Consider the following 15,461-nt stretch of genomic DNA (forward strand, 5'->3'; position numbering starts at 1 on the left):
TAAATAAAAAAAAATGAGTCACCCCTTAAATGTTTATATGGGATGACTCATTTTTCTTCATTTCCTTATAAGAACCCTTAAGATGCGACCTTATGAGTTTTCTTATCTCTTTTCTGTTGACGCTTCTTTTCCAGTAAGTATTCAAGATAAAAACTTTGGAAAATAACTATACTACCGGTATACTGATTAATCACGTACACCACTTCTTTGGTCGGATGATGCAACAACTTATTCTCTCCTATATTCGTCAGAGAAGTAAGTTTTAAATCAGCAATCCCCACTTCTTCAGATAAGGTTGAATACTCGAAACCCTCTGAAAGTAAGTAACTTTCAACAGAGGAAGTGTTCCCTTCATAAGAGGTAGGCTCTAAAATCACACCCGTTACTCTTCTGGTTTTCACACTTCTTTTTTTCAGTTGATGCCCTTCTATAAAGCGATAAAAACGGTATTTAACATCCCCCAAAGGACTAGCAGTCGTCAGTTCTTCATCATCTTGAAGATAACTCCTTAACATACCATGATAAACCCCCTTATACAGATGGTTTTCACTTCTTTTAGCTAAAGCATGCAATGCACGCTCTTCAAATAAACGATAAGCAACAAATAGTATCAATACGCCGATGACACTAAGTACAATAGCAGTAATCATAAGATAGTCAGTTAGTTTACGTTAAACTAATTTATATATATTCATCAATTGGGGACAATCACTCCGATATTAATAAAAAGTGAAAGCAAACTGGACGCAATTGTCCTTCTTGATCAATTCTATAGTTGGTGATCTGAAAATGGAGTCATTCATCCTCTAATCGCACAGAACATAAATAAAACAGGGGTGTAACCTGAAAGGTTATCTGAGTGTAATAATCACTTTTCCAATGGCAGCACGTAAAGTTCTCTAGCTAGTAAGCATTATCCCTTTAGAAAGTACAATTTTGTCCTTTCATTATGTTTCTTATGAGTATTGAATAGACTTTACCGTTTTCAGCAAAATATCAGTTTTAGCTTTTAGTATAAGGTTGTAACCATAACATTGGGTTTGATGATTACTTTCTTTAATACTATTTTATCAAAATAATATTACTTTCCCCAGTATTCCTACAAAAAATTAATAAAAAATACATCACTATTTTAAGTGAATCCTCTATTCTTTAATTGAGATACTGTATGATTATTTGGGTTAACATATCGTGTATTACTTCTCCTTTATATTAACATTCAACGATAAGCAATACACGATAATAGCTAGTAGACTGATAATAAGTATACTTATAGTTAAGTGCTACTTTTAAGGGGTTTAAGGAGGAAGGAACCTATGGATAGTAATCCTTTATCCTTCTTCCTTCCTCCTTTATCCATTTGGAAGTAGCACCTTTATTTCTATCAGAAAACTTAGTGTTTAGACCACTAGTGGTCTAAATATTAAATGAACGCAAGGAACTCTCTACTTTTTTGAGCGAAGACGCTCAAGTTATGCTTAAGGTCTTAACCTAGAGGCTAAGACCAGTATATTTTACCTATAAGCAGACCTAGTAATTGGTCCACTAGACAAATGCTTGTTCCTCTGAAATCGCCATATCCTCTCGCATCATATGCTGTATCAAGTGTGTAAAGAACTTCTCTGCATAGTTCACAAAACCCTCCCGGTCCGTAGGTTCATCGGCTATCTGATACTGAACAAACCCATCTGATAATTTTCGGAAGAAATAAAAACCTGCCTCCACCTTACAGGTTTGTAGATCAAACCCAGCAGGGAACGCGTAATCTTTCAGTTCTCCATTTAATATATTCTGTATCAAGATATACTTATAAGAGAGTAATTGTACAATCTTTTCTTTCTCGGGATGAAACAATAACTCTTGATAGTTATTTGCCTTTAGGTTTTCCTTATGATAGGCTCCCGTCTTATAATCTACGATACGAATGGTATTTCCAACAATATCAATACGGTCAGCCATACCAGAAACTCTAAACGGAATTACGGAGCTATCCTGCAATGGAATCTTCATCGTATGCCCATGAAAAGACTCTTGTGCTACCAAAAAGAAGGGTGCTTCTTGTCGTTGCTTTTCAAGAAAATTCAATGTTAAGCGCTCCGCCACTTTCTTCAGGATATAGTTTTTTCCATAGCGCATATTTTTAGTCGCCACATCCTTACTTTTGGTAATACTCAGAACTACTTCTACCTGTTTACTCACCTCCTCAGCAGTACAATGATTCATTAAAAAATCCTCATCAATCCACTGTCCTATCTTTGGTAGTAGCAATTGTTCCAGAGACTCATGCAATAAGGTTCCAAAAGTACGCTGATCGAGACTTTCTTCCAGCTCCTCACCTTCTCTCACCTCCAATATTTTATCCTCCAAAAAAGCCAGAGGATTTTTGATATATCGGTTCAAGGAAGACGGACTAATGCCCTTTGCTAGTTTCTCCTTAATTTTAGTCAGTAATACCTCATCTTTAATAACCTGTTGAGGAACACGTGCCGAAAGGTCAGGCATATCCAATTGCAGAATTCGCTCACTCAAGGTAAAACGTATTCCTTCTTGCTTGAGCAGTTCTTCCTTTAACTGTACCAAGAAACGACTCATTTCTCCCCCATCCTTTGAGGCTGCGGCATCTACGTATAACAGGGTGATTTTTTTGGCTCTATGCAACAAACGATAAAAGGTATAGGCAAAGGCTATATCATTATGTTTATAGGTCGGCATTCCAAACTGTATCCTCAAGTCATAAGGAATGATAGATTCTGCCACTTTTTTTACCGGCAAAAAGCCTTCATTACAGGAAAGAATCATGACATGCTCAAAGTCCAACGCACGACTCTCCAACATACCCATCACTTGTAAAGGAGCAATAGGCTGTCCTGTAAAAGGAATTTGTATTCCTTTAAGAAGCTCCATCAACAACTGCCTAAAGGTACGGATAGGAATATTTTCTTTCTGTAAACCTAAGATGTCCTGTAGTCGATTTAGTACCGTATAAAACTTTAGGAGTAACTCATATTCTATACGTTGGTGATCGATGGAATCTTGCATAATTTGCAAAGGGTCATCTTCCCGGTCAAACAGGTGTACCAATGCCTCCGTCAAAGCAAAAAGTTGCTGCAGAGCAGTTTTATAATTGGATCGCCACGCTTTAAAAATAGCCCTGTAGATCGGCATACGATCTCCCCAACTCAATATGCGGTCCAGAGGAATAAGAATCAGTCCCTCTGATATAATTTCTTTCTGAATACCCTCCGCAATCTCTCTATACTCCTTAGAGACTACCGAATGCTGGAAATAAGGATGCCTTACAATATTGAGTACTTCCTTGAAGTATACACAAGGGACTCCATCGTCATTCTTTCTTAACCCCTCCTGTAACTTGAATACGGACACTATCAGGTCAAAAAATGGGGTATTTTGAAAAGCTACTCCCATCGTCACGTTAGTATACGTAGACAAACGTCGATCTCCCTCCAATACTGGCAAAGAGTATAATAACGGTGTCAACATACTCTCGTCTGGTAGCAAAACTGCGGTATGGTTAACCGTCTTGGTAAAGTGCTCCCAAGCTGATGTATCCTGTAACTGTTCGCTCAATAACTGTCCTACCACCTTCGCCTGTGCCACATCGCTGTGTACCTTAATCACTTCGATTTCACAAGGCTCTTCTTGCTGATAGTAGTTTCTCGAAAGGTCCTGATGTCCCTTGGCAAAGGTCTGTCTAAACTTACGGAAAAAATACCCTGCCTCATGCTCTGTATGATTCACATAATACTGATCACTATCAAAGTAATGCTCAGCCATACCGTGCTCTGTCAATACCTGCATCAGGTCATGCTCTACGGTAGAAACCTGACTAAACCCTGCAAATACCACTTGCTCTACTCCTAGCTCCTTCACTGCTTCCATCAAATGGTTGAATGCCTCTCGAAACGACAATCCACCATAGGCTATATGCTTTTCTATCAAACGACTACGAAAGGCATAATAGGTGTCTGCCAGGTTTTCCCAGAAAGAAAAGAAGTTGGTCAATGCCTGTGACTTTCGCTTCATCAACTCCTCGGGGTCCTCTCTCAACTCCTCAGCCCATCGCTCAATGGCTTTGGTATCTTGCAAGTACTCAAACATCTCCTGCGTCTGTTTTGCAGAGAGATTATTATCAATCATGTTAAAGTCCCTCAATAAAGATGTACCCAAAGGGGTAAACTTATCTAAGGTAATCTCCTTATCGAATTGACGATATACTTTGAACAACTCAAAAATTAATGTGACATTATCTGCCTTTTGCAATCGGCTAATTTTACGAGCAAACCCTTCCATAGAAAGGATGACAGGTGAAAAAGCGACCTCTTCCTCTAGACACGCTCCCAAATATTGCTTGAAATACATACAAGCCCTTCGAGAGGGTAATACCACGTAAATATTCTTGAAGTTAGTTTTATGTTTTTGGTAGACGGTCTGGGCGACTTCTTTTAAAAATGACATACTGCTGTTGAAATGTTGAGGCGGCTTACACCGCTGGTTGAGTAGCACTTCGTGCTGTTGAGGTTCACCTTTGGTGAGTTGAGACGTTTATGGCTTATCGCTTAATATTAAGCAATAAGCCATAAACGATAACCTCCTTTACTATAAGTCAAGCTCTGCAACTACAAAAGTACTTCCTCCAATAAAGATCAAGTCTTCTACACTGGCCTCTTGCTTGGCTGTTGCTACGGCTTCTTTTACATCCTCAATCACAATCCCTTTGAGCCCTGCCTGGTCTGCAGCTTTCTGTAACTCGGTAGCGGATAATCCTCTCGGGACTTTAGGAGTACAGAAGTAATAGGTAGCATCCTCAGGCAAAAGAGTTAAAATCTTGGATAAATCTTTTTCTTTCACAACTCCCAAGACCATATGCAACTTTTGAAAGCTCAATGACCCTATTTGCTTAATAATTTCCTTTATACCCTCTTCATTATGCCCTACATCACAAAATATCTGTGGAGAGGTGCCTAGCTGTTGCCAACGTCCCTTAACAGCAGTCAGCTTCACTACATTTTCCAGTCCACCTATAATGTCATCTTTCTTTATTTTCTTAGGTAGTAAAGGGTTTAGTACATCAATTAATTTCAGAACTCCCGGCAAGTTATAATACTGATATTTTCCTTTTAAGCCGACGTTCACTTCTGTACCCCATAACATTCCATCCTTGTAGACATCTATTGTCCCTTCTACACCATCCCTAACGGTATATTTGCGATCTCCAAAAGTAATAGGTGCATTCACCTCTTTGGCTTTATCCATAAACACAGTACTCACCTCTTTTTGAGTTTGACTGATCACTACAGGAGTTTTACTTTTGATAATCCCCGCCTTCTCTGCAGCAATTGCCTGAGGAGTATCTCCTAGCATGTCCATATGATCCATTCCAATGTTAGTAATCAGGCAAGCTTCTGGTTCAATCACATTCGTAGAATCTAGTCTACCACCAAGTCCCACCTCAATCACGGCATAGTCTACTTGTTCTTTGGCGAAATGCTCAAAGGCCATCGCTACAGTCATTTCAAAAAAAGAAGGTTTTACCTCTTCTATCAGTTCTTGATACTGCTCCACAAATTGAACAACTTCTTTTTCTGGAAGGTTTTGTCCATTTACACGAATGCGCTCCGTAAAACTTTGAAGATGGGGAGAGGTGTACAACCCTACCTTATACCCTGCACGTTGCAGAATAGCCGCAGTAAAACTAGAAGAGCTCCCTTTCCCATTCGTTCCTCCTATGTGGATACTTTTAAACTTCTTTTGGGGATTCCCCATGGCCTCACATAGGGCTAATGTATTGGTAAGATCTTTCTTAAAGGCCGTGCCTCCTACCCTTTGGTACATCGGAAGCTGGCTATACATATATTCTAATGCTTGCTCGTAGTTCATCGCGCTTATTCTGCAGTAATTCTAAAAGTCACTACACCAGAAGTCATATCCTGATTCATCCTAGCAGTGGTACTTCTTAACTGTATACCAATTAATTCTCTTTCGTAAAACTTAGCTACCTTGTAACTTATACCTAATCGATTGATCACGGTAGCATCTCGAATGATACCATCTTCATCCACATGGATCTGAATTTCAATCGTTCCTGTTTCACTGGTATCATCCTTAATATTGGGATCATCAATCCAGGTCCATCCTTCAATATCAAGCGTACCATTTCCATTTTTATCGACAGGTCCTTTCCCTACACCACTTCCTGCATTACTGCCTTCTTCTCCTTTTGGAGGGGCAGCTTCTCCGTCACTGTCTCCCAATAGATCATCAAAGGTAAAGACGTCCTCTTCTTCTGGTTCTGAAGGTGTCACTGGTTCTTCGACTACTTCTGTGGGCTCTGAAGCATTCTCCTTTTTCGTATTTTCCTCAACCACATGAATACTCTCATTGGTATTAGGCTTTACCACCTCTGTTTTCTTCTGAGGCTCTGTCTTTGGTTTAGGTTGTGGCTTTTTAATGATTTCCTTAGGTGTTTCTTTTGGCTTAGTTTTCGGCTGTTTAATCGCTTTCTTAGGGCGATTTGTTGTCCCGTCTTTCTTCCCTACTTTTATTCCTACCTCAAAAGCCTGGGCATCTCCTCCCCCAGCTTTACTTCCAGCCAAAGGAGCAATCGTTAGAAATACCGCTAACAGCAACATCCCTGAGGAAATAAAAAAAGTCAGTACCGAGCTAATCCACCTAGCACGTCGTTCTCTATCCTTAATATCCTTATTCATAATGATAGAAGCATTTATAATTTATAAAGAACTTCTCTTCGACTAAAAGCCTAAGATGAAAGTCCTGTCATCAGCTTTACTCTTCGTCCTTGGTATTGGCCGCCACACTCACCTCCATATTAAGGCTGGCTGCCAGTGTTGCTACCTCTACTACTTTTCTTGCATCCGTTTCCTTATCGGCATTGATAATTACGGCTCCTGCCTGTCCGGCATCCGGCAAACGGGCAATATACTTCAGGTCACCCAAAAGGGTTTGTTTATTTACCTTTTGTCCATCAATATAGTACAACCCGTCTTTCGTCATCGTAATATGCACCTTAGGGACGGACTTCAATGGCTTCACCATCGTATCAGGTAAGTTCACAGCCTCTCCTGCCGGAGGCGTAGAGTTAGAGGTCAACATAAAAAAGACCAATAACAAAAAAATCATATCTGTCATGGATGACATATTAAATGTCGGATCCACTTTATTGTCTGGCTTAAATCCCATTATATATTAAAAGTAAAAGGTAAGAAGTAAGAGGTAAAAGGTATGGGGTATGGGGTAAGAGGTACAGATGAAGGATGATAGGTCATAAGTTTAGTAACTCACTTAATCTACTCTTTACCTTATACCTATTACCTCTTACCTATTACCTATTACCTTTTTTCTCATTGTGCCAATAGCGATACCGGAACCCCTATTTGGTTGGCTATACTAATAACGTCCACCATATACTGTGTTGTTACTCCATTGGCTACATCAATCACTAGTAAAGGGTTTTCCTTGTCCTTGAACCGACTATAGATTTTTGACTCTAGTGCCTGTTCTGAAAAAGTATCATTTCCCATCCTAAACCTTCCTCCTTTTAATACTTTAATCGTTACCTCATAGGGTTTCTTTGAAGAAGGGGAAGGTGTTGATTTTGCCTTACCGGGAGTATTTACCTTTAATCCTGCAGGAGTGATCACATCTCCTGATGTCAACATAAAGAAGACCAACAAGAGAAAAATCATGTCAGTCATAGAAGACATATTAAAGGTAGGGTCAATCTTATTATCTGGTTTTAGTCCCATACTATGTATCTACTTATTACTGAATAATAAAAAGCACCTGGGCATGCTATTTTTGCTCCCAGAGGATTACCCTTAGTTTTGCAAGGTTGGCGCCTGTAACATGTCTACAAACTCAATAGAGGCTACTTCCATATTGTGTACCACCTCTTCGATTTGTCTCACAATATAGTTATAAGATATATAAGCAATAATACCCACAAACAGTCCTCCTGCTGTAGTCACCATCGCCTCATAAATACCTCCTGCCAAATCAGATGTATCTACATTTCCTTTATCCATAGACATAAAGGCGTTGATCATACCGATAACTGTTCCAAAGAAACCAATCATAGGTGCTGCACCAGAGATCATTCCTAAAATACTAACATTCTTCTCCAAATAATACAGCTCAATTTTACCCACATTCTCAATCGCTACTTCAATATTTTTCAGGGGAGAAGTGATTCTATCTAGTCCAGCCTTAAGCATTTTAGCCATAGGTGTTGGATCTTTGCGACAATAAGACTTTGCCGTTTCCAGGTCACCACTCTTCACCGCATTCAATACATTATCCAATAAGGCTCTTGGTTCTTTCTTGGCTTTGGAAATCACCACCACCCTATTAAAAAAGATATAGATATTCACTACAAACAAAACAGCCAGGACGATCATAGTGACGCCTCCCTTAGCCAAGATACCCAAAAGCGATTCTTCTCCACCTGGGATATCCATTCCAAACAAATCTAAAAAAGCTAAAATCATCATTTTTTATTCAGTTTTTTATACTCAATTACTTTATCTCTAGAAGCTTTGTTCACAATGTTTAATTAAGCTTCGCTCGTTCATCATGTTTAGTTGAAACACTTCAAATCCATTTCATAGATTTTAAAATAAAACAACAGAACACCATGAACGCAGTTGCTGAGCGACTGCAATTAAACATTATGAACATCAAAGAACTCCACGACTACTGTCTAGTACTTCTTTTCGTTCGGGAGCCCACAAGGGGCTCCCCTTTAGTACTGCCACACCCAAGCACCCTTGAAGGACAACTGCTTATTTCTGGAGCTGGCTGCATTACGGTCAGAGAAATCTCCTGCAGATACTCTGTACTTTCCTCGATAAGAGATCACTTTAGCATCAGTATACCCATCTCTTACCAATTTTTTCTGAGCTACCTCGGCATTATTCAGAGTCGAAAAGCTTGATACAATAATGTAGTAACGGTTACTAGGACCCGTCACCAGATTACCTGCGATTTGATCACTACTTACCGAGCTTTCATATTCATCCACAGAAGGCTCCTCTGTATTCATTTCTGTATTTTCAGCAGACTCCTCTACTATTGTTTCTGTATAAGAAGTATTCTCATCCACTTCTGAAGTCGCATCTTCATACGTATACTCTTCTCCTGAAGATACTAGTTCCTCCTGTACCACTTGCTCTTGCTGAGGGCTTCCTTCAAACATCGCTACGACAGCATCTGTCCCTACATAGAATACATATCCTGTCAACACGGCAATCAGTACAAGTGGCACACCTACCCAGTACATCCATTGCTGATTCTCTTCTTCTCCAAAAGCATCCCTATCATCATCGGCGTAAACTAATGAGGATGGTTTCTCGTCTTGTGGTGTATTCATTTCTGGTTCTATCATTGGTGTTGCCTGTATTTTTGGTAGTCCAAAGCTATCTGGACTTACATTTTCTTCATTATATTGATGGAATAATAATTTCCCTCCGATACCTGCCTTGAAATACCCAAGTCCTGTTACTTTACCTGCACCACCCATTTTCACTTCTTGCATCAGGTTATTCACAAACAGGTCGATCTCCATACGTACCTCAGCCAAAGCCATGCCGGTGTTGTCAACAATGTACTCCGCTACATTATGGGGAGACAAGATATCCTGCTCCTCCGTAAAAGTTACTTCCGTATGTGGAGGCGTAATCATATTGCCCGAATCACTAACATCCGCAGCTGTATTTTCTGATCGAAAAGTTCCCAAGCCCGTCACAACAACGGTCCCGTTCTTGATCAATGCTTCTTTGATATATTTTGCAATCATAGCTCTTTATGTTTAATGCTAACGGCCTCTCCCAGAGGGAACGGCCAGTTATCTACTTCTATAGGGTTGTGAATTTTGGTTAATACTAAACAGTATAATACAATTATTTACACAATTAACTACAAAACATTGAAAATATACCAAAGCCTTATTCTAAAAAGAGTAAGAAGCCCCCAATAAAAACTGAATTCCTCTCTCTTCATATCTCCAGTAACGTTGATAGTTACTTCCAAAGAGATTTTGCAGCTTCAAGAAAATACCCAACTTCTCATTGACATTATAATCTGAGGTGATTCCCATATCAAAAATCATAGGTAAAGTCTCTACCTGTGTAAACCCGTCCTCTCCTATCGTTCTGGCCTTAATCCCAGCGTAATTCAGTAAAGTCACCTCAAAATCAAATTTATCGAGATAAGAATATCCTAGATTAACCTTATTTGTCAATAGAGGTTTGTGCCAAGCCTCTTCAAACTGTTCTCCCAGATTATATACATTCACCTCTGAGCTCACTCCCCCTCTAATATTCCCTACTCTACCTGACAACTCTATATTCGTATGAAAAACACCAGTAGCCTCCTCTGACGCATACAATACATTAAAACGAGAAACGTCTACGGAATCATTGACGAAAAAGTGCATGTTATTATATATTCCATAACCTACTGCAGCATTCAACGAAAGGTTTTGCCTTACGGTTGCTGTAAGCCCCAAAGCCGCATCAACTAATTTACTCTGGTGTAGCAGCTCCTGTCCTTGTCCAATAAAGTGGTTCTCCGCAGTCAACCTCTTCATATTCACTGTTTCCAGTCCACCGTCTACTTTCAAGAACACCCCCCACATGTTATTGGGTAATGTATAATGCACATATACATCCGGATACAAATAGATATTTTGATCCAACTGGCTACTATCCGCACTATAGGCAAACTTTCCACCTACCTTCACTCTTAACTGGTCAATAGAGATGTTGTAATTTCCTTCCAAATGTACTCTATTCCTATTTCGAGCAACCTCTTGCTGTGTGGTCTTATTTAAGACGGCGTCCAATAATCCATTAATATATTGTGCTTCTCCTAATCTGTAGCGCCCATCAGCTCCTACAGAAAGCCCTAACTCTGAGGCCTCATATTTATCAGCCCAGTAATAAGCATTCACTTTGGGCTTAATAAACCATTGCTTTCGGTCTAATAGGTAAGACCCTTCCATAGCGAGCAAATGATACACCTGCCTAGTACTATCCGGGTCCACTTCCTCAATCGGAAGGTCAAACCCATAATAGTGTTGTCCCCAACGGTCGTAACTCATTCGACCACCCAGTTTATCCGCTTTTGCCTCTGAAACTTGTCCTGAAGCAGTTCTGGAGTCATTCAAGTACATATTTCCAAAAAGAGAAATATGGTTATAACTATTCGCTGAATGCGTTGTTCCTATCGCTCCAGTCTGTGAAGAAAGGTGTTTTACCCTCACTCCATAATCTACACTTTCACCATAACGACTATTGAAAAAACCTTCTGCATAAGGAGTAATATAATTCCCCATACCAGCCTTTATGTAATTGCTACGAACTGTCTGAAATCCCTCATAACTCATTTGCAGAGGAGTTACTGCACTAGTCAGTGCAGGCAAAGGATAATCATATAACCTTACCTCATCATAAGCGATTTGATCTGGGTAAGGACTTTGTTCCTTCTCCACCTTTTGCATTCCTACTAATGGACGATCCACTTGAGGAACTGTTAGTGTAATAGACTTTTTAGAGTAAAAGGTCGTATTGAAATCTTGTGTATACCCTTCCAATGTGGGTATAATAAATAGTCCTGTTAATATATAAATTAGCGATTGCTTTCTCATGAGTTGAATCTTATACACGTCGATGAATCCATTTAGCTATGTTCGGAAAAATCCGCTCTGATCACTGTGTGTCTACAGCATTTTTAGGGGCTGTTTTAGTAGTATCAGAAGTCAACACACTCTGCTTTTCCGCTTGCTTACGCGCTTCTTCCCTCTGATCGATTCGATCAATAAACGCTTGTGCTTTTCTTCGGTAATAAGCCGCCTCGGCATCAGAGATTCGCTTTTTATCATTGTCAAACTTAGCGATAGCTTGCACGGAACGTTTTGCCAACATTTCCTTCCCCTGATCATCGAAAATCTCTGCTCTCAATAAAAAGGCTTCAAACACCCATTTCAGCTCTGCCCTATACTCCTTGATAAACAATTCCAGTTCTTTCAAGCTCTTATCCTTATCTCCTTTCAAGTATAGTAACCTACCGATCAGGAATCCTGCTTCTGCCGCCTGACTTCCATTAACTTCCTGCGTTACCTTATAAAAGCTCGCTCTAGCAGATTCATACTGCTTCAAGTAAAGGTACGCTTTCCCTCTATATAGTTCTGATTCATAAAAGTCCCTTTGAAACCCTACTTTATCAATCACTCCTTCCGACCCATTTTTACCAATCAACGCTTCTGCATAAGTCAGCGTAGCCCTCATATCTTTAAGCATATAATAGGAGCGCATCAATCCCATAAAAGCATACTTCAAGTTCGGGTTTCCTTCCGGAAGAGATTTTCTCAATTTCAGATATGTATGGGATGCCGCCTCGTAATCTTTCTTTTCAAAGTAAAGGATGTCACCCTTCTTGCGAAGAGCCTTAAGCTTCCAGTTACTCCTTTCAATCTTATCATAAGTAGCAATACTTTGATCAAACTGTCCTTGCTTCTCATAAATCTCGCCCAATACATAGTAAGCCCAATCTTTCTGATCACTACTATTCAACGCTGCAATCACCTCTTTCAACATTGTTGCTGCCTCAGCATAACGGGCAGCTGAAGGTGCACTTCCTCCCCACATCAACGACTGTGCTCTTTTAATTTTACGTTCGTAACGAGACTTATCATCGGGGTTTGCTTGAGCAAACAGCTTACGGTAGTACGCTAAGGTATCAGGCTTCATATTAGATGAAAGGTTTTCCAACCCCGTATCTGCCAAGACCGCATATTTAGAATCCGCAGCTTCTCTCAGGATACGTTTATAGTCCTCAATCAAGCCTGCCGCATCTCCCAACTTCTTATTGGCCTGAATCCTCAAGTCAATCGCCTGCAACTGCACCTCCTGATTCAATTGAGGGTGCTCGGCCAATAACTTACTTGTGTTTTGTACTACATGCCAGTAATCTTGTCTCTTAAGGTACACTTCTGAAAGCCTCAACAAAGCAGGAGCTGCTAACTCTGACTGACGCTCCGACAGCTCTGAATAATACTTGATCGCCCGCTCGTTGTCATTCTCGCGCTCATACATATCAGCCATCTGGAACTTTGCATAATCCCCCAGAAAACTACTTTTGGAGAGTTTTAGCCCTGACTCATAATAAGTCTTTGCATTCTCAAATGACTTATTGACATAATGACAATCCGCAATACGAACATAGGCCTCCGCTTTTCTGGTTTCTGCTCCATCTAACTTATCCCTATTCATATTGATATAGCTTGCAAAGCCTTGAGAAGCCAAGGTATAATTCTGTCCGTTGAAGTGTATATAAGCTAAACCAAACATCGCTCTAGCATAATCATCACTCGCTGTAGAAACCTTTTCATAGGCTCGCACTGCTTGTACAGAGTCCTTTTGTTGGGCATAGATCTCCCCAATCCAAAAGTTCGCCTTACTGCTTAATGCTTTATTATGTGTTCCATATTCCACAGACCTTTTCAACCACTGCAATGCTTCCTCATACTTCTCATCATTCAATAATAAAGAAGCCTTATTGTAAGTAGCTTCCTGATAAGCCATCATGATATCCTTCTCCCTACTAATCGACTTCTCGAAATAAGAGATCGTTTTATCGTAATCACCTGTATTACGATAAGACTGTACAAGTATATTATTAATCTGTTTCTGATGTTCTCTATATCCAGAGTCCAGATAAACCTGACTCCCTTCAATGGCTGTCAAGTAATCCTTTGCATCATAAGCTACCTTAGCAAAGTAATAAGCACCTTTTTCCTGCAGTATTGGATCTGCACTTAATCTACGGCACTGATCAAAAGCGATTGTTGCCTGATTGAGTTTTGAAACTACTTCCTGTCGATTACTCTCATTTGTTGCATTGGAAAGGTAACACACTCCTAAGTGGTAAGCCGCTACTTGTGCCAATCCGTCTTCACCATTAGCTGCTCGCTCCAGATAATCACTTGCTCTGTCCAAGTACTTATCTTGTTTCAGTTTATTGTATTGGTAAAAATTAGCATACCCCAAACGATACAGAATACTACGATCAGACGTCCCTATTTCATCAACATAAGGTGCCATATACGTCAACGTATTACGGTAGTTTCTCAACTGGAAATAGGCTTCACCTGCCACCAACTTAAGATCCATACTCAACAATACACCATCATGCTCCAGCCCTTCCGTAAAAGCCACTACTTCATCATACTTTCCTTGCTTATAAAAGATATTTGCAATCATCAAGTAGGTATCTGGACGAATTTCCTCATCCCTAGAAGCTTTCTGCAGATCTTTAAGGGCTGTGCTCAAATCATTGGCTTGATAAGCCAGATACCCTGCATAATAACTTGCCTTAAAGGCATAGGCATGTTCCCCTTTTTTTATTTTCTCAAAATACCTTCTGGCTTTTTGCTCATTTCCAATCTGGAAGTAAGCATAGGCTTGCTCGTAGGAACGCTCCAACCCTTCTGGAGAATCTGTATCCAATAACTGCCCTGCCTTCTCAAAATAATGTACTGCCTTTCTATAGTCTCCTTGTTTATAGTAATACGAGCCTACATCAGCAAACCCTCTCAAGGCCAGCATATGTGTAGGGTGATCCTCGATCAAGCTACTCATCAGTGTTTCGAACTCAGGGCTATCCAATCTCAAGGCGCAAATCGCCGCATAGTACCTAGCTTGAATGGTACGGTCTTCCCCTGAAGCATGGGAATTCGTATATCCCTCAAAAACTTGTCTTGCGGCAGAATATTTTTTATTGTGGAACAGTTCCATTCCGTCACTAAATGTGACAAGACTAGCCCCTTGAGGTAAAGTTGATTGTGCCATCAAAGGTAAATATCCCAGACAGCAAAAAAGGATAAGCAGTTTTCTCATTCTTCTCAAGCTTATTAATTCCATCATATTGATTTCATGTAGTCTTTAACCAACAAGCATGCCTATACTTCACCAAACTCTTATTTTTTCAGTTTATTGAAGTAGTAAGTCATTCCTTCAAACTTGCTTGTTCATGTTGTTTAATGAAGCTTCGCTTGTTCATAATGTTTAGGTGTTTAATGATTACATCATCTCTTTTGAACATTCAACCGTGAAACGATTTATTATTTCAACTAAACATTATGAACGAGCGAAGCTCATCTAAACAATATGAACAACAGCTAATATTGTAGTGGGCTCAAGCTTAGCTATTACATAATATTTCGAAAATAACAATTTCCTGTATCATTCGAAGATTAATATTGGATTTATTGGACAATCCAACTCTCCACTTCGTCACTCCTTCTTGGAGTTTGGATATTCTTCTACCTAAAAAAAATCTTTCTTTGGTACAATCTTTTCGTCGGTTCACCACATTACACTTGCCTTCCACGGGTTTTTACACGTACTTGTAGGAGACAGACACTA

The 15,461-nt window shown here is 39.8% G+C and carries 10 protein-coding genes; all 10 read right to left on the minus strand.

Annotation, left to right across the window (positions count from 1 at the left end; all coding sequences use genetic code 11):
* Positions 1-77 precede the first annotated feature (77 nt).
* The 10 genes from ABD985_RS09705 to ABD985_RS09750 all read right to left on the minus strand — a co-directional run bounded on the left by ABD985_RS09705 (position 78) and on the right by ABD985_RS09750 (position 14,933).
* On the minus strand, positions 78-650 hold the full coding sequence (locus ABD985_RS09705) for a hypothetical protein (RefSeq protein WP_345371278.1): 573 nt from the start codon (positions 648-650) through the stop codon (positions 78-80).
* Between the two features lie 895 nt (positions 651-1,545).
* Positions 1,546-4,476, minus strand: a complete 2,931-nt coding sequence (locus ABD985_RS09710) for a PD-(D/E)XK nuclease family protein (protein ID WP_345371280.1) — start codon at positions 4,474-4,476, stop codon at positions 1,546-1,548.
* Positions 4,477-4,617: 141 nt separating this feature from the next.
* On the minus strand, positions 4,618-5,898 hold the full coding sequence (locus ABD985_RS09715; RefSeq protein WP_345371282.1) for a bifunctional folylpolyglutamate synthase/dihydrofolate synthase: 1,281 nt from the start codon (positions 5,896-5,898) through the stop codon (positions 4,618-4,620).
* 5 nt (positions 5,899-5,903) lie between these two features.
* Positions 5,904-6,728, minus strand: coding sequence for a hypothetical protein (locus ABD985_RS09720; protein WP_345371284.1), 825 nt, complete (start codon positions 6,726-6,728; stop codon positions 5,904-5,906).
* Between the two features lie 76 nt (positions 6,729-6,804).
* A complete protein-coding gene (locus ABD985_RS09725; protein ID WP_345371286.1) occupies positions 6,805-7,218 on the minus strand; it encodes an ExbD/TolR family protein in 414 nt (137 codons plus the stop codon).
* Positions 7,219-7,379: 161 nt separating this feature from the next.
* Entirely contained in the window at positions 7,380-7,784 is a 405-nt protein-coding gene (locus ABD985_RS09730) for an ExbD/TolR family protein (RefSeq protein ID WP_345371288.1), read from the minus strand.
* A 72-nt stretch (positions 7,785-7,856) separates the two neighbouring features.
* A complete protein-coding gene (locus tag ABD985_RS09735) occupies positions 7,857-8,528 on the minus strand; it encodes a MotA/TolQ/ExbB proton channel family protein (RefSeq protein ID WP_345371290.1) in 672 nt (223 codons plus the stop codon).
* A gap of 251 nt (positions 8,529-8,779) precedes the next feature.
* Positions 8,780-9,832 (minus strand): SPOR domain-containing protein, encoded by a 1,053-nt coding sequence (locus tag ABD985_RS09740; protein WP_345371292.1) that lies wholly within the window; start codon positions 9,830-9,832, stop codon positions 8,780-8,782.
* Positions 9,833-9,985: 153 nt separating this feature from the next.
* Entirely contained in the window at positions 9,986-11,683 is a 1,698-nt protein-coding gene (locus tag ABD985_RS09745) for a porin family protein (protein WP_345371294.1), read from the minus strand.
* A gap of 61 nt (positions 11,684-11,744) precedes the next feature.
* Positions 11,745-14,933, minus strand: a complete 3,189-nt coding sequence (locus tag ABD985_RS09750) for a tetratricopeptide repeat protein (protein WP_345371295.1) — start codon at positions 14,931-14,933, stop codon at positions 11,745-11,747.
* Positions 14,934-15,461 lie beyond the last annotated feature (528 nt).

The sequence above is a fragment of the Algivirga pacifica genome, from assembly GCF_039543525.1.
Classification (GTDB): Bacteria; Bacteroidota; Bacteroidia; order Cytophagales; family Flammeovirgaceae; genus Algivirga; species Algivirga pacifica.